Source organism: Neorhizobium petrolearium (assembly GCF_017873175.1).
Taxonomy (GTDB): domain Bacteria; phylum Pseudomonadota; class Alphaproteobacteria; order Rhizobiales; family Rhizobiaceae; genus Neorhizobium; species Neorhizobium petrolearium.
In genome coordinates, this window is the sequence record NZ_JAGGJW010000009.1 from 66,893 (window position 1) to 86,976 (window position 20,084).

At 61.0% G+C, this 20,084-nt stretch carries 20 protein-coding genes; 13 read left to right on the forward strand and 7 right to left on the reverse strand.

What is annotated here, in order from left to right; all coding sequences use genetic code 11:
• Positions 1–14: 14 nt before the first annotated feature.
• Positions 15–3,137 carry a bifunctional proline dehydrogenase/L-glutamate gamma-semialdehyde dehydrogenase PutA gene (gene putA / locus J2046_RS17870; RefSeq protein ID WP_210054107.1) on the reverse strand — a complete coding sequence of 1,041 codons (3,123 nt, stop codon included), beginning with the start codon at positions 3,135–3,137 and terminating at the stop codon, positions 15–17.
• A 110-nt stretch (positions 3,138–3,247) separates the two neighbouring features.
• Here putA and J2046_RS17875 point away from each other — a divergent pair, with 110 nt between their 5' ends.
• The 3 genes from J2046_RS17875 to J2046_RS17885 all read left to right on the forward strand — a co-directional run bounded on the left by J2046_RS17875 (position 3,248) and on the right by J2046_RS17885 (position 5,092).
• Positions 3,248–3,709 carry an Lrp/AsnC ligand binding domain-containing protein gene (locus tag J2046_RS17875; protein WP_037148112.1) on the forward strand — a complete coding sequence of 154 codons (462 nt, stop codon included), beginning with the start codon at positions 3,248–3,250 and terminating at the stop codon, positions 3,707–3,709.
• Positions 3,710–3,867: 158 nt separating this feature from the next.
• On the forward strand, positions 3,868–4,593 hold the full coding sequence (locus J2046_RS17880; RefSeq protein ID WP_210054109.1) for a helix-turn-helix transcriptional regulator: 726 nt from the start codon (positions 3,868–3,870) through the stop codon (positions 4,591–4,593).
• Positions 4,594–4,630: 37 nt separating this feature from the next.
• Positions 4,631–5,092, forward strand: coding sequence for a PAS domain-containing protein (locus J2046_RS17885; RefSeq protein WP_210054111.1), 462 nt, complete (start codon positions 4,631–4,633; stop codon positions 5,090–5,092).
• Positions 5,093–5,108: 16 nt separating this feature from the next.
• Here the strand turns inward: J2046_RS17885 and J2046_RS17890 are convergent, their stop codons facing one another.
• From J2046_RS17890 to J2046_RS17905, 4 genes are all read right to left on the reverse strand, one after another.
• Positions 5,109–6,257 (reverse strand): DUF2333 family protein, encoded by a 1,149-nt coding sequence (locus J2046_RS17890; protein ID WP_210054113.1) that lies wholly within the window; start codon positions 6,255–6,257, stop codon positions 5,109–5,111.
• A 119-nt stretch (positions 6,258–6,376) separates the two neighbouring features.
• The gene (locus J2046_RS17895) at positions 6,377–7,318 is read right to left on the reverse strand and encodes a hypothetical protein (protein WP_210054115.1); all 942 of its coding nucleotides are present in this window, start codon (positions 7,316–7,318) and stop codon (positions 6,377–6,379) included.
• Positions 7,319–7,413: 95 nt separating this feature from the next.
• Entirely contained in the window at positions 7,414–7,863 is a 450-nt protein-coding gene (locus J2046_RS17900; protein WP_210054117.1) for a pseudoazurin, read from the reverse strand.
• A 139-nt stretch (positions 7,864–8,002) separates the two neighbouring features.
• On the reverse strand, positions 8,003–8,584 hold the full coding sequence (locus J2046_RS17905; RefSeq protein WP_210054119.1) for a thymidine kinase: 582 nt from the start codon (positions 8,582–8,584) through the stop codon (positions 8,003–8,005).
• 223 nt (positions 8,585–8,807) lie between these two features.
• On the opposite strand from J2046_RS17905, the gene J2046_RS17910 reads away from it, so the two are divergent.
• The 7 genes from J2046_RS17910 to aptA all read left to right on the forward strand — a co-directional run bounded on the left by J2046_RS17910 (position 8,808) and on the right by aptA (position 15,408).
• Positions 8,808–9,266 carry a carboxymuconolactone decarboxylase family protein gene (locus J2046_RS17910; RefSeq protein WP_210054121.1) on the forward strand — a complete coding sequence of 153 codons (459 nt, stop codon included), beginning with the start codon at positions 8,808–8,810 and terminating at the stop codon, positions 9,264–9,266.
• A 293-nt stretch (positions 9,267–9,559) separates the two neighbouring features.
• A complete protein-coding gene (locus J2046_RS17915) occupies positions 9,560–10,513 on the forward strand; it encodes a choline ABC transporter substrate-binding protein (RefSeq protein ID WP_210054123.1) in 954 nt (317 codons plus the stop codon).
• Positions 10,514–10,585: 72 nt separating this feature from the next.
• Entirely contained in the window at positions 10,586–11,446 is an 861-nt protein-coding gene (gene choW, locus J2046_RS17920) for a choline ABC transporter permease subunit (RefSeq protein WP_210054125.1), read from the forward strand.
• Positions 11,443–12,507 carry a choline ABC transporter ATP-binding protein gene (gene choV / locus J2046_RS17925; RefSeq protein WP_210054127.1) on the forward strand — a complete coding sequence of 355 codons (1,065 nt, stop codon included), beginning with the start codon at positions 11,443–11,445 and terminating at the stop codon, positions 12,505–12,507. The genes choW and choV overlap by 4 nt, the downstream gene beginning before the upstream one ends.
• Before the next feature lie 99 nt (positions 12,508–12,606).
• Entirely contained in the window at positions 12,607–13,356 is a 750-nt protein-coding gene (locus J2046_RS17930) for a HugZ family pyridoxamine 5'-phosphate oxidase (RefSeq protein WP_210054129.1), read from the forward strand.
• Between the two features lie 120 nt (positions 13,357–13,476).
• The gene (locus tag J2046_RS17935; protein WP_037148133.1) at positions 13,477–13,797 is read left to right on the forward strand and encodes an ArsR/SmtB family transcription factor; all 321 of its coding nucleotides are present in this window, start codon (positions 13,477–13,479) and stop codon (positions 13,795–13,797) included.
• Positions 13,798–14,079: 282 nt separating this feature from the next.
• Positions 14,080–15,408 (forward strand): omega-aminotransferase AptA, encoded by a 1,329-nt coding sequence (gene aptA, locus J2046_RS17940; protein WP_210054131.1) that lies wholly within the window; start codon positions 14,080–14,082, stop codon positions 15,406–15,408.
• 65 nt (positions 15,409–15,473) lie between these two features.
• Here aptA and J2046_RS17945 read toward each other — a convergent pair whose 3' ends face one another.
• Positions 15,474–16,313, reverse strand: a complete 840-nt coding sequence (locus J2046_RS17945) for an alpha/beta fold hydrolase (RefSeq protein ID WP_210054133.1) — start codon at positions 16,311–16,313, stop codon at positions 15,474–15,476.
• A gap of 292 nt (positions 16,314–16,605) precedes the next feature.
• Between J2046_RS17945 and J2046_RS17950 the strand changes: the two genes are divergently transcribed.
• Together J2046_RS17950 and J2046_RS17955 are read left to right on the forward strand one after the other, a co-directional pair.
• Positions 16,606–17,052 (forward strand): MarR family winged helix-turn-helix transcriptional regulator, encoded by a 447-nt coding sequence (locus J2046_RS17950; RefSeq protein ID WP_210054134.1) that lies wholly within the window; start codon positions 16,606–16,608, stop codon positions 17,050–17,052.
• A gap of 260 nt (positions 17,053–17,312) precedes the next feature.
• Positions 17,313–18,419 (forward strand): branched-chain amino acid ABC transporter substrate-binding protein, encoded by a 1,107-nt coding sequence (locus J2046_RS17955; protein WP_210054136.1) that lies wholly within the window; start codon positions 17,313–17,315, stop codon positions 18,417–18,419.
• Positions 18,420–18,495: 76 nt separating this feature from the next.
• Here the strand turns inward: J2046_RS17955 and J2046_RS17960 are convergent, their stop codons facing one another.
• A complete protein-coding gene (locus tag J2046_RS17960) occupies positions 18,496–18,957 on the reverse strand; it encodes an Lrp/AsnC family transcriptional regulator (protein WP_210054138.1) in 462 nt (153 codons plus the stop codon).
• Between the two features lie 98 nt (positions 18,958–19,055).
• Between J2046_RS17960 and J2046_RS17965 the strand changes: the two genes are divergently transcribed.
• Positions 19,056–20,015, forward strand: coding sequence for a threonine ammonia-lyase (locus tag J2046_RS17965; protein ID WP_210054141.1), 960 nt, complete (start codon positions 19,056–19,058; stop codon positions 20,013–20,015).
• Positions 20,016–20,084: the final 69 nt, after the last annotated feature.

Consider the following 20,084-nt stretch of genomic DNA (forward strand, 5'->3'; position numbering starts at 1 on the left):
CGCCGGACCGTTCCTCACCCCTCGCCGATCGCGATCAGGCTGGCATTGCCGCCAGCCGCCGCCGTGTTCACCGAAATCACCTGCTCCTCGGCAAACCGCATCAGATAGGCCGGGCCGCCCGCCTTGAAGCCGGTGCCGGAAAGTTTTGATCCGCCGAAGGGCTGGGTGCCCACCACCGCGCCGATCATGTTGCGGTTGATGTAGACATTGCCGGTATCGAGCGCTTCGGTCACCTTGCGAATGGTGGATTCGATGCGGCTGTGGACGCCAAGCGTCAGCCCGTAGCCGGTTGCGTCGATCGCGGAAAGCACCTTGTCCAACTCTTTCGCCTTCCAGCGCACCACATGCAGCACCGGGCCAAACACTTCTCTGGTGAGCGCCGCGGGGCTGTCGAGTTCGATGACGTGAGGCGCAAAGAAATTGCCCTTCTCCGGCACGTTGCCCGCATAACGCACCTTCTGCTTCACGCGCATCTCGGCCACGTGGTCGGCGAGCATCTGCCGCTGGTTCTCATCGATGATCGGCCCGACATCGGTATTCTGCTTCGAAGGCTCCCCGAGATTGAGCTCGGCCGCCGCTCCCTCGATCATCTTCAGCATGCCGTCCGCCACGTCCTCCTGCAGGAAGAGCAGCCTCAGCGCCGAGCAGCGCTGGCCCGCCGAACGGAACGCCGACATGACCACATCGTCCGCCACCTGTTCGGAAAGGGCGGTTGCATCGACGATCATCGCATTGATGCCGCCGGTTTCTGCGATCAGCGGCACGATCGGACCGTCCTTGGCGGCAAGCGCCCGGTTGATCGCCCATGCCGTCTTCGTGGAACCGGTGAAGGCAACACCGGCGAGCCTCGGATGCGCCGTGATGGCAGAACCGACATCCGGCCCACCCGGTAAGAGCGTCAGCGCTTCTGCCGGCACGCCCGCCTGGTGAAAGAGCTTGATGGCCTCATAGGCGATCAGCGGCGTCTGCGGCGCAGGCTTGGCGACGACCGTGTTGCCGGCGACCAGCGCGGCCGAGATCTGACCCAGGAAGATCGCCAGCGGAAAATTCCAGGGAGAGATGCAGCCAAATACGCCGCGGCCGCGCCAGAGGTGACGATTGTCCTCACCCGTCGGCCCCGGCATCTGCACCGGCGCACCGAAAAGCTCGCGCCCCTTGTCGGCATAGTAGCGGCAGAAATCCACCGCCTCGCGGATTTCCGCAATACCGTCGTCCAGCGTCTTGCCGGCTTCCGCGGCGAGCAATGCCAGCAGCCGGTTGCGGTTTTCTTCGAGCAGACCTGCCATGCGTTCCAGGCACGCAGCGCGCGTATCCACCGGCTGGCGCGACCAGGCCTTGAACGCCTTGCCGGCTGCAATGAACGCAGCATCCACATCCGCAGGCGTGGCCTCCTTCACCGTACCGACGGCCTTCGACCGGTCGGCCGGCGACGTGACCCGCTTTTCCTCCGCCCTGGAGGTCACACCGGCGACGAGCGGCCCGGCCTTCACCTCCGGCAGCGGCTTCGACAAATCCCCCATCAACCTGTCGAGACTTTCGCGATGGCCGAACTCGAAACCGGCACTGTTCTTGCGACGGCCATAGATATCGGAGGGCAGCGGGATCTGTTTGTGCCGGGCGCTGATGCCGTCGTCGAGACCGAGCCGCGCCGCCGGCCTTTCCAGCAGTTTTTCGACCGGAACCTGCTTGTCACCGGCAACCGCCACGAAGGAGGAGTTGGCGCCGTTTTCCAGCAGCCGCCGCACCAGATAGGCGAGCAGGTCGCGATAGCCGCCGACCGGCGCATAGATGCGGCAGGCGATCCGGTCGTTGCTTTCGAGCAGGTCGTCATAGAGCGCCTCGCCCATGCCATGCAGCCGCTGGAATTCGAAGCCGGTGCGATCCGGGCCTGCAAGTTCCAGAATGGTCGAGACGGTCAACGCATTGTGGGTTGCGAACTGCGGGAAGATGCGTGCACGCTTGGAAAGAAGCTGCTGTGCGCAGGCGAGATAGGAAAGATCGGTCGCCGGCTTGCGCGTCCAGACCGGATAGTCCTCGAGCCCGCGTTCCTGCGCACGCTTCACCTCCGTATCCCAATAGGCGCCCTTGACGAGCCGCACCATCATGCGCCGGCCAAGCGTCGTGCAGAGCTGATCGATATAGTCGATCACGGCAGCCGCACGCTTCTGATAGGCCTGGATGGCGAGACCGAAGCCGTCCCAGCCGGAAAGCGACGGGTCGGAGAAGACGGCAGCGATGACGTCGAGCGACAGTTCCAGCCGGTCGGCCTCTTCCGCATCGACGGTGAAATTGAGCTGATGTTCCTTGGCCATGCGGGCAAGGTCGGTGAGCGCGGGGACGAGTTCCTTCATCACCCGGTCGCGATGGGTAGCGAGATAGCGCGGATGCAGCGCCGAGAGCTTGACCGAAATGCCCATCCGGTCGGGAAGCTGCTTGCCCTTGCCATGCTTCGCCATATGCGCACCGATCGCCTGGATCGCGTCGGCATAGGAGCGGAAATAGCGCTTGGCATCCTCGGCCGTGCGGGCGCCCTCGCCCAGCATGTCGAAGGAATGGCGGTATCCCTTCTCCTCGCTTTTGGCGGCGCGGGAAAGTGCGTCCTTCATCGTTTCGCCCAGCACGAAATGATGGCCGAGGAAACGCATCGCCTGCTTCGTCGCGCTGCGCACCGTCGGCAAGCCGACACGCTTGACGAGACCGCGCAAGATTCCTTCCGGCGTCTCGCCGGGGCCGATGACACGGGCCGAAACGGCAAGCGCCCAGGCGGAAGCCGATACGAACCAGCTTTCGCCGGAGGCTTCATGGGCGCTCCAGCCGCCCTCGCGCAACTTGTCCTCGATGAGGCGGTCCTGGGTCAGCGCGTCCGGCACGCGCAGAAGCGCCTCCGCGAGCACCATCAGCGCCAACCCTTCCCGCGTCGAAAGGCCGTATTCCCGCAGAAAATCCTCGACGCCGCCGACCTTGCCCCCGCCATCGCGGATGGCATTGATCATCCGCTTGGCCCGCTGGTCGATCGCCGCATCCTGTGCGGGCGAAAAGCTTGTGCGGGCCGCAAACTGTCGGATCAGCCGGTCGTCATCTCCGGCATAGGGCGCGTTAAAGGGAATGAAGCGTTCGGCAGGGACATGGTCGCTCATGGGCATCTCCGTTTCATTCTCCACATAGCGGGAATTCTCTGGTTGTTTCAGCGGATTTTCATGATATTTACTGGAAATAAAACTGCGCTTTCCTCGATTTGTAGCGGAACATGAAGGAACTCGACCGTCTCGACCGCAAGATCCTCCGGGCGCTCCAGAAAGAGGGGCGTCTGAGCAATATAGAGCTCGCAGATCGCGTCAGCCTTTCGCCGACGGCGACGGCCGAGCGCGTCAAGCGGCTGACCCGCGAGGGCTATATCCTCGGTTATAGCGCACAGCTTTCGCCGGAGAAGCTCGGCCGCAACCTGCTCGTCTTCGTCCAGGTCAAGCTCGATCGCACGACTCCTGACGTTTTTGACGCATTCGCAGCCGCCGTCAAACGCAGTGACGACGTGATGGAATGCCATATGGTGGCCGGCGGTTTCGACTATCTGGTGAAGGCGCGGGTGGCAGGAATGGAAGCTTACCGGCAATTCCTCTCGGAGGTGATTCTCCCGCTTCCGGGCGTCCGGGAAACCCATACCTATGCGGTGATGGAGGAGATTAAGGGAACCGGATATATCCCGGTCTAAAAAAACCTTCCCGCTAAGCTCCTGAAATAGCAAAAAGAAACTGATTGACTATCATAAAACGGGCGAATATCTGCTGCATTGCACGAAATTTTGTTGGTCATTCAAACAGATTTATATATTTGTTAACCATAACATAAACACCTGTCAGCTTTGCTCGTATGATCACTCTGGAACGGCAGTCGATCTTGAACAGCGAGATTTCCACAGCGGATTCGCCAGGGGAAATCTTTGCGGCGATGAAGCGCGTCGCCCATGAGTTCGGGTTCCGGCACGTCACGCTTTTTGCCGCAGGCTCGCCGGATGAGATTCTGGTATCGCGGATGATCGTCGAGACGACGCTGCCTCCCGCCTATATCCAGGAGTTCGACCGCCGCCGCCTCCTGCGTCTCTGCCCGGTCGCGCCGATCATCTCCAGATCGGTTCTGCCCTATTGCTGGTCTCTCGAAGAGTCCGAGAACGTACGCGGTTTTGCGATCCCCGCAGCCATGGAGGAATTGCAGCGCCGCTACAAGTTGATTACCAGCGTCGCCATGGCCCTGAATTCGATCGACGGCGACCGCTTCCTGCTGCGTTTCGATGGCACTCGGCTGCGGCTGACCCAGGTGGAACTCAACGAGATCGGCATGATCGTGCTGCATGCCTTCGATGTCTTCGACAAGATCCGCCGCAGCGCCAAAACGGTGGGCGCCGGCCCGCTTTCCAGTCGTGAACTGGAGGTCGTCCGCTGGACGGCGCAAGGCAAGACCTCTGCTGAAATTGGCCGCATTCTTTCGTTATCGGATCATACGGTGAACGCCTACATGACCAATGCCATCAAGAAACTGGATTGCGTCAACCGCACCCAGTTGGTAGCTAAGGCGCTCAGGCTGAGACTGATAATGTAAGCCCGGGAACACCTTCCCGGCCTGGGGGAGGAAGAGATTGCCGTTTTGGGTTCAACACACCGAAAAACGCGTCAATACTCAATATCAGGAAGTTGGCCTCTCGCCTGACGAGGTGGTTGAACTCGCCTCGGCATTCCGTCTATACGGCTTCTGGCGGATCGATCTGGACACTGGCCATTTTTTCGCGACCGAGGACCTCTGTCGCCTCTTCGGTTTGGAGCCGCAGGATGGACCTGTGAACCTGATGGCCATCACCGCCCGTATCCATCCAGACGACATGCCGCAATTGATGGAAACCTTCGAGCGAGCCAGCGCCGAGAAGCTGATCTACCACAATATCTATCGTGTGAGGGCCGACGCCGAGGACTATAAATATGTCCGCACCGTCGGCAAGTTTCGCGACAGGCCGGGCACCGGTGGCGAAGTCGTCGGTCTCACCTACGAGTTCTTCGCTCAACGCCCCGGCGCCACGTTTTTTCTCGACGAGCCCAACCCTTGACTGGTGGTTTCCCAACCTACCGATCCAACACCGAGCGCACTTCCACGAGGTTCGAGCGGACCATCAGGGTATGAAAGCCCATGACGGCGAGATGGCTCGGCATGATCAGTCCGTCCTCGCGCCCATTGGAGACGATCGACGGCTGGATTCGCAACGCGGCACGGAACCGGTTGAGCGTTTCATTCCATATCTGCCCGAGATTGCGCTCGCGGATCACCTGGGAAAAGTCGGCGCCGGCACCCGAAAGCACGGCGTAATAACCGTAAAGCTGACCGTAGGCGAACCAGAATCTGTCGTCCGCACGCGTGTCGAACCAGCCGCCTCCGTGATTTTCCGAACGATCGCGCAGGATCGCCGCCGTTCCCCCGAGGTCGTTGGCGATCCGGTCGATGAACTGGATCAGGTTGTCGGCCCGAGTGTCGAAGGTCGCGTTGCAGGCTGAAAGATCCCTGTTGAAGGTCCTCAGCTTCTCGATCGCAGTTCGATAATAGGCCGGCGTCGGTGTCTTGAAGCCGAAGGGATCGAGCCCGAAATACCAGGAATATTCGTCAAACTGCAGATTGCCGCGCGCGTCCTGCAGGTTGCTGTTGATGCCGGATGTGCCGCGAACCCGCCCCAGCGTGTCGACGAGTTCGCTCGAGGTGCGCCGCACGGCCTGGTTCACGCCGCGCTGGAACGAGGCCTTGTTGTCGAGGAACGGAGTGTGATCCCAGTCGACGCCGAAGAAGCCGAGCCGATAGAGCAGCATCGAGGATATCCAGGCGTTCTGATTGACGTTCATGTCGGTGAGGTCGGCAACAGCATCGACGATCGCCGACGACTGGCACTGCCTGGCGTTCGTGGCGGCTGCGGTCGCGCTGCCGTCGGCGGAGGCTGCGGCCGGTAGCTCCTGTCCGGCCGGCGTGGTGCGTTCCGACCAGCGATAACTGTCGACGAAATTCGGGTTGAAGCCGCTCCAGATCTGCGTCTGCCAGAAGAAGTAGCCGTAAAAGCCGATGAGAAGCGCGAGAACAGCGAGGATCGGCCCCTTCACCATCCAGTGACGCCGGCCATACCAGCCATGCGCCGCCATGAACGGCCAGATGAGCCAGGCGACCAGAAGCCCGATGCCTCTACCGACGGCCTGGCCGATCCGTTGGAAGAAGGCGGTAATTCCGTCGAGCATCGCAGTCTCCTGTCGGGCGGGCATCGGATTTGCTCAACACATATTGGCTCGGCTGCCGAAGACAAGGACAAAAATCAACTGTGGGATGTTTTGGAATCGGAAGGGGCGTTTCGTCGCGGTCAGGGCCGGATGAATTTGAGATCGGAGATCGCCGGCAACCGCCAACCCGCCCCTGCCGGATGTGCCACGGCAGCCGCCTGTCTGACAGCTTCGGCCGGAAACCGCTCGGCAAAGGCCTCATTGGCGAGGTCCCTGCGCCGGTCGAGACCGTGGACGCTCAGCATACCCTTGGAGAAACGCTCGATTTCAGGAAACAGGTTCGGAAAGTCTTCAGGCCTTAGGTCTTTGTCGCCGTACCGCGACACGACCTCGGAAAAGACCTGGTAGAGGATGAGCAGGTCCTCCACGTCGATCAGGAGCTTGTGCATCAGCACATTGCAAGTGCCGACGCCGGCATTGAGCCCATCGATGAAGGTCTGGAACACCGCGACGAAATGTTCCGTCCGGCGCGCAGCCTCGACGCCCGTCATCGCCTCTCCGTTCTCCCCATGCAGTTTTTCAATGATGTCCGGCCGGTGGTCGATGAAGGCCTTCAGATCGGCTTCGCCCTTGCTGCGCTGTGCAAGGAGAGTTACGCGCTCTGCCCGCACGAGCGCGGCAAGCCGGTCGGCGCGCCTCAGCAGCTCGGCAAGATGGTCAAGCGACACCGACCTGCGCGAACGCGCCAACTGACGGCGGCGCATCGCGCTCCTCGATACGAGGCCGATCAGCTTCTCGAATCGCGTCGGAACCTCACGCATGTCGAATTCGCAGGCCCGGAACTCGATCTCGGCCGCAAGCCCCGCCACGAGATGTGCCAAGGCGGCTTCGACCGCCTGCCGTCCAGGCCCGCTCGCCTTGAAGCGTTCCGCTTCGATCGCAAGCTTCGCTTCCTCGGGAAGAATGAGGCCCTCAACCGCTTCGGCAAGCATCGACGCCGGCGGCTCAAACGCTTCGCGCATTGCCACCAACGCGTCGCCGATGCGCTCCATTTCGCTGTCGAAAGCTTGGGTTTCCGCCACGCCGCTTCTCCTGCCGGTCGCAGACAAGATAGCGCCGCCGGGAAATTATGCCACGGCGGCGCAGCGACAATGGACAGGAAAAGACCGGAGAAAGATCAGAGCCCGAGCTTGGCGATTTCCGCCTCCAGCCTTTCCTTCGCCTTCTTCGGCATCTTCGTGGCCTTCACAGCGTCGATATTGGCAGGTGCGTCGCCCACCACGACCAGAGCCACCATGCCCATGCCGTAATGCGGCGTGCATTTGAACACGTAGGCGCCCGGCTTGTCGGCGGTGAACGAAACGCCCTCGCTGATCTTACCTTTGATAGGGGCGACGCCCTCCGGCACGAGGCCCGGCATAGAGACGACATCGTGCCCTTTGTCGACCGCGACGAATTTGATTGTGTCGCCGGGCTGCACCTTCACCGCCGCCGGTTCGAACACCATGGCCTGACCATCGCTTCCTTTATTGAGCATCTTCACTTCGATCTCGGCACCGAAGGCCGGAAGGGCGAGAAGAGCAAGCGTTGCAGCAAGGGTGAAGGTCTTTGTCGCGTTTCTGCGCATGTAAGCACTCCTGAAAAAACATGACTTTTAATGGCCAGAATGCCTACTCATCATCCCCATTGCCGGCTTTGACCAGAGTCAATCTCGTCGCACTGCCGCGGCTTTCCGTCTCAGATAGCCAACGAAGATCAAACCGCGATCAGTCGCAGCGCATCCTGTCTTCCCAATGCCGGCGGCAAAGCGACACATATTTCTCGTTTCCGCCGACGTCGACCTGTGCGCCCTCGCGCACCAGATTGCCCTCCGCGTCGAGCCGCACCACCATGGTTGCCTTGCGGCCGCAGAAGCAGATAGTGCGCACTTCCCGCAGTTCGTCGGCGATCGCCAGGAGCTCCAGCGAGCCGGGAAAGAGCTTGCCCTGGAAATCGGTCCTCAGTCCGTAGGCCATGACCGGAATTCCGATCCGGTCGGAGACACGTGCGAGCTGCCACACTTGCTCGGCGGACAGGAACTGTGCCTCGTCCACGAAAACGCAGGCGATCTCTTCTTGCGCATGCATGGCTTCGATCGCCGAAAAGAGATCGTCGGACGACCCGAAAGGGATCGCATCGGAGGAAAGGCCGATCCTGGACGCGACCCGCCCCTCGCCCGCTCTGTCGTCGAGCGCAGCGATGAAGATCGCCGTGCGCATGCCGCGCTCCTGATAATTGTAGGAGGCCTGCAAAAGCATGGTCGACTTGCCGGCATTCATCGTCGCGTAGTGGAAATAGAGCTTGGCCATGCCCCGCTTCTGCTCGCGATCGGGATTCGAGGAAAGCGGGCGAAGCCGATAACCACAGGAAACTCGAACGCGGCTGCGGCAACATGCCGGGAGAATCGGCCAGGAGATATCTCGCATAGCCCGGCTCTTGTTTGGCAGCAGAAATTCGACGTCATGTCACATCCGGCAGTTTCCGGTCGTCATGTTTTCGTATTGATCGAAAAATGATTGAAAGGAGACGACGATGACACAGAGATTGAACCCCTTCACCACAAGCCCCGCTGCAATGCAGCCGTGGATCGAGCTGGGAAAGACGATTCAGACCAACGGCCTTGAGCCGCTTTTGAGAGAGCTCGTCATGACGCGGGCGGCGCAGATAAACGGCTGCACCTTCTGCATCCACCACCACATTGCGGATGCCCGCAAGCACGGAGAGACGGAAGACCGGCTTCACCTTCTCAGCGCATGGCGCGAATCCACGCTTTATTCCGACCGGGAGCGAGCCGCCCTCGCCTGGACCGAAGCCCTGACGCTGGTTTCCGAAACCCATGCTCCGGATGATGTCTACGAAGTCTTGAACGAGCACTTTACTGCGGACGAACAGATAAACCTCACTCTGCTGATCGCGCAAACCAACGCCTGGAACCGGATCAACATCGGCTTCCGCAGGTTTCACCCTGCCGAACGGAAAAAGGCGGCCTGAGAGCCGTCAGATCGAATCGGCACTCGGACGCACGCACTGTGCTTGCGTCCGAATTCCCCCGATACAGTCTGCGAATGCTCGGCCGTTCGCGCATACGGGACGCGCGTTTGAACCCCTCCGGGATCCGCCCCGACTCGCGAACAAATCGGATATCGCCTGCGGCACAGGAGAATGGCAGCAGGATCATCGAAAATGTCGCAAATGGCCCCCATGTCCCGCCGCGAATGCACGCGCTTGCCTCGCCTCAACAGATATTGATAATGGCGGGAACCAGAAAGACAGGGGAGCAAGTCATGCGCATCACCACCTCGCTGAAGATCACGCTCGCAGCCGCCGCCTCCATGCTGGTGCTTGCGACGGGCGCCTCCGCCGCCGAGCCGGAAGCCTGCGGCACGGTCCGATTCTCCGATGTCGGCTGGACCGACATCACCGCCACGACGGCCACCGCAAGTGTCCTCCTCAAGGCACTCGGCTACGAGACCGATGTAAAGGTCCTTTCCGTCCCGGTCACCTACAGCTCGCTGAAGAACAAGGATATCGACGTCTTCCTCGGCAACTGGATGCCGACCCAGGAGGCGGACGTTCGCCCTTACCTTAACGACAAATCGGTCGAATCGTTTGGGCCGAATCTGACGGGCGCCAAATACACGCTTGCCACCAACGCCAGGGGCGCCGAGCTCGGCATCAAGGATTTCAAGGATATCGCCAAGCAAAAGGATGCGCTCGAAGGCAAGATCTACGGCATCGAGCCGGGCAATGACGGCAATCGTCTCATCCTCGACATGGTGGAGAGCAACACCTTTGAGCTCAAGGGGTTCGAAGTGGTGGAATCCTCCGAACAGGGCATGCTTGCCCAGGTCGCCCGCGCCGACAAGGCCGGTCAGCCGGTCGTCTTCCTCGGCTGGGAACCGCATCCGATGAACAGCAACTTCAAGCTGACCTATCTCTCCGGCGGCGACGATATCTTCGGGCCGAATTTTGGCGGCGCCGAGGTATTCACCAATGTGCGCGCCGGCTTCACGGAAGAGTGCGCGAACGTCGGCGCTTTCATCAAGAACCTGAAATTCTCGCTGGCCATGGAAAACGAGATCATGGGCGGCATCTTGAATGACGGTGATGAGCCGGAAGACGCCGCCACCAAATGGCTGAAGGCGAATGGCGCGGCAATCGAACCATGGCTCGCCGGCGTCACCACCAAGGACGGCAAGCCTGGCCTCGAAGCGGTCAAGTCCGAACTCGGCCTCTGATCATCGGACGGGCCGGTCTCCCGGCCCGCATGCCCTCACCGATAGTTCCCTCCGAATCAGGCAGGCATAGACGTGAATTGGCTTCCCGAATGGCTGGTGGATTCCGGCGGAAAGATACGCCTCGGCAACTGGGCAAAGGATTTCGTTGACTGGCTGACCGCCAACGCCGACTGGTTCTTTGACTGGCTGTCGGCCGTACTGTCGAGCGTCATCGACGCCCTGCTTTTTGTCCTGCAATGGCCGAACGCCTATGTGCTGGTTGCTCTTATCACCGCGCTCGCCTGGTGGCTGCGCCGTTCGGCGGGTATCACGCTCTTCACCTGTCTCGGGCTGCTCCTCATCTATAACCAGGGTTACTGGAAGGAAACGATCGAAACGCTGGCGCTGGTGCTTGCCTCGACTGCCGTCAGCATGGCGGTGGGCGTACCGCTCGGCATTGCCGCGGCCCGCCGCGCCTGGGTCTACGAGATCATGCGGCCGATCCTCGACCTGATGCAGACCATCCCGACCTTCGTGTACCTGATCCCGGCGCTCATCCTCTTCGGTCTCGGCATGGTGCCCGGCCTCATCGCCACCGTCATCTTCGCCATTCCAGCGCCGATCCGGCTGACCCGCCTCGGCATCGTCTCAACGCCCGGTGCCTTGACCGAAGCGGCAGTTGCTTTCGGCGCGACGCGCGGCCAAGTGCTGCGCAAGGTGGAACTGCCCTTCGCCATGCCGCAGATCATGGCCGGTCTCACCCAGACGATCATGCTGTCGCTTTCCATGGTGGTGATCGCAGCCCTTGTCGGCGCCAATGGCCTGGGCGTGCCCGTCGTACGGGCGCTCAACACCGTCAACATCGCCCGAGGCTTCGAAGCAGGCTTGTGCATCGTCATCCTGGCGATCATCCTCGACCGCATGTTCCGGACATCCAAGGGAGATGGTGCATGATTGCCCGGAAGACAGATTGCGTCGTCTTCGACCACGTCGACATCATCTTCGGCGACGATCCGGAGCGTGCACTGCCGCTGATGGACCAGGGCAAGAGCCGCGATGAGATCAGCGCTGCAACCGGCATCGTGCTCGGCGTCGCGGATGCTTCGCTGACGATTCACGAGGGGGAAATCCTGGTGCTGATGGGCCTGTCCGGCTCCGGCAAGTCGACGCTTCTGCGCGCCGTCAACGGGCTTGCCCCGGTCGTGCGCGGCTCGGTCAGCGTCGCGACCCCGTCGGGGCCGGTCGATCCCTACAGGGCAGGCACAAAGGTCCTGCGTGATCTGCGCATGCATACGGTCTCCATGGTCTTTCAGCAATTCGGCCTGCTTCCCTGGCGCACCGTCTCGGAAAATGTCGGCTTCGGCCTGGAGCTCGCCGGTGTCGCGGAGGCGGAACGCAGGAAGCGCGTCGGCGAACAGCTCGACCTGGTCAATCTGACGCAATGGGCCGACCGCAAGGTGGGCGAGCTTTCCGGCGGCATGCAGCAGCGTGTCGGCCTGGCACGCGCCTTTGCGACCGGCGCGCCGATCCTTTTGATGGACGAGCCCTTCTCTGCGCTCGATCCGCTGATCCGCACCCGGCTTCAGGACGAGCTTCTGGAATTCCAGCGGCGGCTCAAGAAGACCATCCTCTTCGTCAGCCACGATCTCGACGAGGCCTTCCGCATCGGCAACCGCATCGCCATCATGGAAGGCGGACGCATTATCCAGTGCGGTACGCCGCAGGAAATCGTCCGTGCCCCGGCCGACCAGTATGTCGCCGATTTCGTGCAGCACATGAACCCGATCGCCATGCTGACGGCGGGCGACGTGATGCGTCCGGGCGTCACCGCCGCGGCCGGCGCGACCCCGGTCTCCGCGACCGCCCTTTCCGACACGCCGCTGATCGATATCCTCGACGCCCTTTCCCGCCAGCCGGGTGCGGTTGGCGTGGTCGAAAACGGAACGATCATCGGCACTATTTCGGCTGAGGACGTGGTCGCAGGGCTCACCCGCCACCGCCGCCGAACCGGCTGACGCCTAACCTGAGACATTCGGTCGGCTTTCGTCCGGTCACCGCAGATGGTATGTCCTGCCGATGCCGGGAACGACGGCCAACGGAAGCAGAGGGACGAGATGGCTGACGAATCCCAGACCGATAAGCCCAGTGTGCTGCGCGAGACAGACGACGACGCTCGCCGCCTCGCCCGCATGCTGGTGCGCGGCGCGCGCTATATGGCGCTCGCTGTCCTCGATCCGGAAACCGGTTTCCCCTCCGTCAGTCGGGCGCTGACCGGCATCGATGTCGACGGCGTGCCGGTCATCCTCGTCTCGGCCCTTTCCGGTCATACCAAAGGGCTTGTTGCCGATCCCCGCTGCTCGCTTTTGGCCGGCGAGCCTGGCAAGGGCGATCCGCTCGCCCATCCGAGGATCACGGTACAGGCGCTTGCCGAAAGCGTTGTCCGGGATACGCCCGACCACGCCCGTATCCGGAGCCGTTTCCTCGATCGGCATCCGAAAGCCGCATTGTATGCAGATTTCGCCGATTTCCGCTTCTTCCGAATCGTTCCGCAAAGCGCTTCGCTCAACGGAGGATTCGGCCGCGCCTATGTCCTGGCAGGAGCCGATCTCATCATTCCCGAGCCGGGAACCGCTCCGGAATGGCTCGAACTCTCAAAGAGTTTAAAAAATATGATCGATGCAGCAGAGAAACTTGCCGCCCGCCTTGGTGCGAAAAACGGGAGGAACTGGCGTTTCGCGGGTGTCGATCGAGCCGGAATCGACATTGTCGATGGCGATCTTCAACTCAGACACGAATTCGATGAGCTTGCGGCCTCGCCGGAGGCCGTGCTTGATTATCTTTTTACCATGTCTAAAGTTCAATAATCGGGTTACCCGAAATTTAGGGATATACAATCCCTTTTGCTGCTTGTTAATTTTCGCATGTACGACGAAGGGTGAATTTTAAAGCGGGGGGCCGCTTTGAAAGACGAGGGGTTTTAACTTATGGACACGATGGCACTATCCGAGCATTCCACCGCAGCGGCAGGCTTATTGTCTGCAATGGCCAATCCGAAGCGGTTGATGATCCTGTGCTGCTTGGTAAGAGGTGAGGTCGCTGTCGGTGCGCTCGCTTCGCAGGTCGGTCTCAGCCAGTCGGCACTGTCGCAGCATCTTTCCAAGCTGCGCGCTCAGAAACTGGTGAAGACCCGCCGCGATGCACAGACGATTTATTATTCCAGTTCATCTGAATCGGTGATCAAAATACTGGAGACGCTGGAAGAGATTTATTGCGCGCCGGCTCAAAAGAAGTCCGCCGCCGCTTAGGTCTGACGACGCAGACATAGTGTCTTTACTGCCTTGACTTAGCCTCCGGCATCCATGGCCGAAGGTAAGGCTGTCTATTGACTTGTCGCATGATTGCCAAATCCGAACCGCGGTGAAATCGTTGCCGGCGGAGTATGATGTCGTCATGGACTTACCTCTCGTCTGCAAATGCGGTTGACGGCCCCGCTTCCCCTGATAATTTGACCATGCAGTCAAAACTTGGCGTGGAACCGCCGACCGGGAAATGGCCACCCGATGATCCGAATGGCCATGGAGAGCCTCATGTCCAATCGCCTGAATACCACGCCCAACGATCTGAGGGCTTTCTGGATGCCGTTCACGGCCAATCGCCAGTTCAAGAAGGAACCCCGTCTTTTCGTCAGTGCCAAGGATATGCATTACACGACCCATGACGGCCGCCACGTGCTCGACGCCACGGCAGGTCTCTGGTGCGTCAATGCCGGCCACTGCCGGCCGAAGATCACCGAGGCGATCCGCGAGCAGGCCGGCGAACTGGATTATGCGCCCGCCTTCCAGCTCGGCCATCCGAAGGCCTTCGAACTCGCCAACCGCCTGGTCGATATCGCGCCGGAAGGCATGAACCACGTCCTCTACACCAATTCCGGCTCGGAATCGGTCGAGACCGCGCTGAAGGTCGCCCTCGCCTACCACCGTGCCAAAGGCAACGGCTCTCGCTTCCGGCTGATCGGCCGCGAGCGTGGCTATCACGGCGTCAATTTCGGCGGCATCTCGGTCGGCGGCATCGTCGCCAACCGCAAGATGTTCGGCACGCTGCTCACCGGCGTCGACCATATGCCGCACACCCACCTGCCCGGCAAGAATGCCTTTACCCGTGGCGAGCCGGAGCACGGCGGCGACATCGCCACCGAGCTGGAGCGCATCGTCACGCTGCATGACGCATCCACGATCGCCGCCGTGATCGTGGAACCCGTCGCCGGCTCCACCGGCGTACTCATCCCGCCGAAGGGCTATCTGCAGAAGCTGCGCGAGATCTGCACGAAACACGGTATCCTTCTTATCTTCGATGAGGTCATCACCGGCTTCGGCCGCATGGGCACAGCCTTTGCCGCCCAATATTACGGTGTCACTCCGGACATCATGACCACTGCCAAAGGCCTCACCAACGGTGTCATCCCGATGGGGGCGGTGCTGGTGACGTCCGAAATCCACGATGCGTTCATGAACGGTCCGGAGCACCTGATCGAGTTCATGCACGGCTATACCTATTCCGGCAATCCGATCGCCTCGGCTGCCGGTCTTGCGACGCTTGAAACCTACAGGGAAGAAGGTCTGTTCGAGCGGGCCTGGGAGATCGCCCCCTACTGGGAGGAAGGTCTCCACTCGCTGAAGGACCTGCCGAACGTCATCGATATCCGCAATATCGGCCTGATCGGCGCGATCGAGCTCGATCCGATCGCCGGCGAACCGACCAGGCGTGCCTTCTCCGCCTTCCTGAAGGCCTACGAGAACGGCCTCCTGATCCGCACGACCGGCGACATCATCGCCATGTCGCCGCCGCTGATCGTCGAGAAACACCATATCGACGAGATCTTCGGCAAGCTGCGCGAGATTTTGAAGAACAATATCTGAAAATCCATCCGGACATGAAAAAAGGCGGTCTGCACGGCCGCCTTTTCTTTTTCAGGCAGAAGACCTCAGGCCTTGAAGAAGGCCAGCAGGTCCGCATTGATCACATCCGCATGGGTGGTTGCCATGCCGTGCGGCAATCCTTCATAGACCTTCAGCGTCCCGTTCTTCAAAAGCTTGTGGGAAAGCAGCGCCGAGTCGGCGATCGGCACGATCTGGTCGTCGTCGCCATGCATGACGAGCACCGGCACCTCGATCTTCTTCAGGTCTTCGGTGAAGTCGGTTTCCGAGAAGGCTTTGATGCAGTCGTAATGCGCCTTGGCGCCGCCCATCATGCCCTGGCGCCACCAGTTGTCGATCACGCCCTCGGAAACCTTGGCGCCTGCCCGGTTGAAGCCATAGAACGGGCCGGCTGGAATATCGCGGAAGAACTGCGCCCGGTTGGCGACAAGCGCCGCACGAAAGCCGTCGAACACCTCGATCGGCAGGCCGCCTGGATTCTTTTCGGACTTGACCATGACCGGCGGCACGGCACCGATCAGCACGGCCTTGGCAACCCGGCCGCCGCCGCCATATTGCGCCACGTAGCGGGTAACCTCGCCGCCGCCGGTCGAATGCCCCACATGGATGGCGTTTTTCAGATCGAGATGCGCGGCAAGCTCGGCGACATCGGCCGCATAGGTGTCCATTTCGTTGCCGGTATCGGTCTGGCTGGAACGGCCATGGCCGCGGCGGTCATGAGCGATCACACGGTAGCCCTGCGCGAGGAAGAAGAGCATCTGGGCGTCCCAGTCATCGGCGCTAAGCGGCCAGCCGTGATGGAAGACGATGGCCTGCGCATCTTTCGGGCCCCAGTCCTTGTAGAAAATCTGCGTGCCGTCCTTGGTAGTGATGGTATTGCTGGTCATGGTGCTATTTTCCTTCTGAACAGAGTTTGCGGATTGTGCGGATGCCTGTCTGATTGGAAAGAAGGGCGGGACCGCAGCCGTAGCGGCAAGACCCAGCCCCGCGATCATAATACGTCTGCGTGTCGTTTTGTTAGCCTGATCGTTCACCGTGCTCTCCATTAATTATCGCGACACTAATTATTGCGATATCGATATGCATAAACACTATTGAAAGCCCCGTCTACAGAAAAATTATCGCGATACCATTTTTCGTGGTATACAAAGTTCAACTCGACCATTTGGGAAGTCCGCCATGTCGCATCACCCGCCCGTCCCCTTGGACAGTCAGCTCTGTTTTTCACTTTATATGGCCAATATCGCCATCAACCGGACCTACAAGCCGATGCTCGACGCCATGGGCATCACCTATCCGCAATATCTCGTCTTGAGCGCGCTGGCCGAACGGGACGGGCTGACAATCGGTTCGATTGCCGAACGGCTCTCACTGGAATCCAGCACCATCACCCCGCCGGTAAAGCGTCTCGAACAGGCGGGACTGGTCGAGCGGCGGCGCAGCACCGCGGACGAACGGCAGGTGCATGTCTGGCTGACCGAGGCCGGCAGAGACCTGGTCCAACAGGCAAAATGTCTCGGCGATACGCTGATCGAGCGGTCGGGCATGACGCTGGAAGAGTTTCAGGCTTTCAACCAAAAGGTCCATACCTTTCTCGATGCGCTGGCGGGCAAAGAGGCCGCATAGGCCCCGCTTGCGGATTCGGGCCTGTTTTCTCGCGAAATCGACAAAGATTGCACCGGTTTTGTTATCTTCTTGCGGAATCTCGGGCAAATTCCTACAGAATTGCCTGCTGGCTGCTGAAAGCCAAATATGGCTCGGCACGGCACCGACCGCATCGCCTTACCGTCAACTTGGCGCGATATGTCCGAACGGCATTGGAGACGGCAGGAGTGAGATGCGGCGTTGACCGCGGGCTCGTTGAGCCCCATCCAAGGAGAACCGAAATGAACCTCAAGACGCTTCTGGGAGCGACGGCCCTCGCCTCCCTCACTTTCGCACCGCTTGCCCATGCCGAAATCGTCATCGGTCTGATCGCGCCGCTCACCGGTCCCGTTGCCGCCTATGGCGACCAGGTCAAGAACGGCGCCGAAACGGCTGTCGCGGAGATCAACAAGAACGGCGGCATTCTTGGCGAGCAGGTCGTCCTGAAGGCTGCTGACGACGCCGGCGAACCCAAGCAGGGTGTCTCCGCCGCAAACCAGATCGTCGGTGAAGGCATCCGCTTCGTCGTCGGTCCGGTGACGTCGGGCGTCGCCATGCCCGCCTCGGATGTTCTGGCCGAAAACGGCGTGCTGATGGTCACCCCGACCGCGACCACACCGGAACTCACCACCCGCGGCCTCACCAACGTGCTTCGCACCTGCGGCCGCGACGACCAGCAGGCGGAAGTCGCCGCGAAATATGTGCTGGAACATTTCAAGGACAGCAAGGTCGCCATCATCAACGACAAGGGCGCCTATGGCAAAGGGCTGGCGGACGCTTTCAAGGCCACGCTAAACGCCGGAGGCATGAAGGAAGTGCTCGATGATGCGGTGACGCCGGGCGACAAGGATTTCAGCGCGCTGACCACGCGCCTCAAGGCTGAAAATGTCGACCTCATCTATTTCGGCGGCTACCATCCCGAAGGCGGCCTTCTCGCGCGCCAGCTTTCCGATCTCGGCGTCAAGGCGACGATCATCGGCGGCGACGGCCTCTCGAACAGCGAATTCTGGAACATCGGCACCAGCGCCGCCGCAGGGACCGTCTTCACGAATGCTTCCGACGCCACGAAGAACCCGGATTCCAAGGCTGCGGCCGACGCGCTCGCCGCCCGCAACATTCCGGCGGAAGCCTTCACCCTGAATGCCTATGCCGCTGTCGAAGTTCTCAAGGCAGGCATCGAAAAGGCAGGCAGTGCTGAAGATGTGGAAGCGGTCGCCGCGGCCATCAAGTCAGGCGAACCGATCGCAACCGCCATCGGCAAGCTCACCTATGGCGAGACCGGCGACCTCACGTCGCAAAGCTTCTCGCTCTTCAAGTGGGAAGACGGCAAGATCGTCGCCGCCGAGTGAGGCGTTTCAGATAGCATTCTGACGGGCGCCTTCCGGCGCCTGTTCTGTATCGGGCGCATGTGCCAATGGCGTCCGTTCACTCGACATGGACCGCCAGCGTCCGCTTGAGCGTCTTCAACACAACGCTGGTGGTGAATTTGCGGATATTCGGGTTGAGCTCCATCATCCGGTCGGCAAGTTCGTCGAAATGCTCGACCGAGCGCGCGAGAACGACGAGCGTGTAATCGCCCCGCCCGGACGTCCCCCAGGCCTCCTGGACTTCCGGCGTTTCCGCCACCCAGCGCATGAAAGGCGGAAGAAGCTCCGGCCGGTCGCGCTCCAGCTCGACCTCCACGAGCATGGAGACGCTGGCGCCGACCTTCTTGGGATCGACGATCGAGACGTCCCGCAGGATCACCTTGTCTTCCCTGAGCTTCTGGAGCCGCCTCTGCGCCGACGACGCAGACAGGCCCGTGCGATGCGCGAGCTCACCGAGCGTAATGGTCGCATCCTGTTGCATGAGCTTGAGAATCTCGCGATCCGTCTTCGTCAGCGCCATGATGAAAACTCCCGTTGTCTGCGCAATAATGCAAAATCTACCCGGCATTTCCGTAAAATTCGGAAACCTTACCCGTGTTTTACAGGCAGTTTAGCCGCATGACGACAAACCAGCCATTTCCCTCCGCCGCCGGCATTCTTGACGCTTCCGCCCGCATCGACAGGCTTTTCGTCAATAGTCCGCTGGTCGAGCAGCAGACCGCCAATACGGCTCTCGGCCTTCGCCTGTTCGCCAAGGTCGAAACGCTGAATCCGATCCGCTCCTTCAAGGGTCGCGGCACCGACTGGTGGCTCAAGAACCAGCCGGCAGGTGACAGCGCAATCGTTTCGGCATCCGCCGGTAATTTCGGCCAGGGACTGGCCTATGCCGGCCGCGCTCAGGGCCGCAGGGTGGTGATCTTTTCCGCAAGAACGGCCAATCCCGCCAAGATCGAAGCGATGCGCCGCCTCGGCGCCGAGGTCTTTCTGGAGGGTGACGATTTCGACCAGGCAAAGGCCGCCGCGCGCGCCTATGCTAAAACCCATGGCTATTCCTTCGTGGAAGACGGCGCGCTGAAGGAAATCGCCGAAGGCGCCGGCACAATAGCGCTTGAAATCACCGAGCGGCTTGGCCGCGATGGCGTTTCGCTGCAAGCCATCGTCGTGCCGCTCGGCAATGGTGCCCTGCTGACAGGCATCGGCACCTGGATCAGGGCGAATGCGCCGGGATGCGAGGTCATCGGTGTGGTCGCCGCAAATGCCCCCGCGATGAAACGCTCCTGGGAGAGCGGCAGGATCATCTCGACAGAAACCGCAGCGACCGCAGCCGACGGCATCGCCGTGCGCGAATGCGTTCCCTATGCGCTCGACTGCATGAAGACGACCGTCGATGACGTCTGGGAGACCGGAGAAACAGCGATCCGGCAGGCGCGGGATTTCTGCCGCCTCCACTACGGCCTCGTCGTGGAGGAAGCGGGTGCCGCCGGCATTGCGGGGCTTCTGGAACATGGGAAGGCGCTTGCCGGCGCCAACGTCGCCACCATTCTCTGCGGCGCCAATGTCAGGATCGATATCGCGTAGAGATTAGCGGGCTTGCGCCTCTCTTGGCTCTTTTGCGTCCGGCCGGTATCCAGTTAAGCTGGTCTGGAC

Excerpts from the sequence above, each read along its gene's own strand:
- J2046_RS17935 (WP_037148133.1), top strand. The coding sequence starts at position 13,477 with ATGGACACGATGGCACTATCCGAGCATTCCACCGCAGCGGCAGGCTTA.
- J2046_RS17930 (WP_210054129.1), top strand. The coding sequence starts at position 12,607 with ATGGCTGACGAATCCCAGACCGATAAGCCCAGTGTGCTGCGCGAGACA.
- choV (WP_210054127.1), top strand. The coding sequence starts at position 11,443 with ATGATTGCCCGGAAGACAGATTGCGTCGTCTTCGACCACGTCGACATC.
- J2046_RS17950 (WP_210054134.1), top strand. The coding sequence starts at position 16,606 with ATGTCGCATCACCCGCCCGTCCCCTTGGACAGTCAGCTCTGTTTTTCA.
- J2046_RS17915 (WP_210054123.1), top strand. The coding sequence starts at position 9,560 with ATGCGCATCACCACCTCGCTGAAGATCACGCTCGCAGCCGCCGCCTCC.
- J2046_RS17880 (WP_210054109.1), top strand. The coding sequence starts at position 3,868 with ATGATCACTCTGGAACGGCAGTCGATCTTGAACAGCGAGATTTCCACA.
- aptA (WP_210054131.1), top strand. The coding sequence starts at position 14,080 with ATGTCCAATCGCCTGAATACCACGCCCAACGATCTGAGGGCTTTCTGG.
- J2046_RS17965 (WP_210054141.1), top strand. The coding sequence starts at position 19,056 with ATGACGACAAACCAGCCATTTCCCTCCGCCGCCGGCATTCTTGACGCT.
- J2046_RS17875 (WP_037148112.1), top strand. The coding sequence starts at position 3,248 with ATGAAGGAACTCGACCGTCTCGACCGCAAGATCCTCCGGGCGCTCCAG.
- J2046_RS17900 (WP_210054117.1), bottom strand. The coding sequence starts at position 7,863 with ATGCGCAGAAACGCGACAAAGACCTTCACCCTTGCTGCAACGCTTGCT.
- J2046_RS17945 (WP_210054133.1), bottom strand. The coding sequence starts at position 16,313 with ATGACCAGCAATACCATCACTACCAAGGACGGCACGCAGATTTTCTAC.
- J2046_RS17905 (WP_210054119.1), bottom strand. The coding sequence starts at position 8,584 with ATGGCCAAGCTCTATTTCCACTACGCGACGATGAATGCCGGCAAGTCG.
- J2046_RS17955 (WP_210054136.1), top strand. The coding sequence starts at position 17,313 with ATGAACCTCAAGACGCTTCTGGGAGCGACGGCCCTCGCCTCCCTCACT.
- J2046_RS17910 (WP_210054121.1), top strand. The coding sequence starts at position 8,808 with ATGACACAGAGATTGAACCCCTTCACCACAAGCCCCGCTGCAATGCAG.
- J2046_RS17960 (WP_210054138.1), bottom strand. The coding sequence starts at position 18,957 with ATGGCGCTGACGAAGACGGATCGCGAGATTCTCAAGCTCATGCAACAG.
- putA (WP_210054107.1), bottom strand. The coding sequence starts at position 3,137 with ATGAGCGACCATGTCCCTGCCGAACGCTTCATTCCCTTTAACGCGCCC.
- J2046_RS17890 (WP_210054113.1), bottom strand. The coding sequence starts at position 6,257 with ATGCTCGACGGAATTACCGCCTTCTTCCAACGGATCGGCCAGGCCGTC.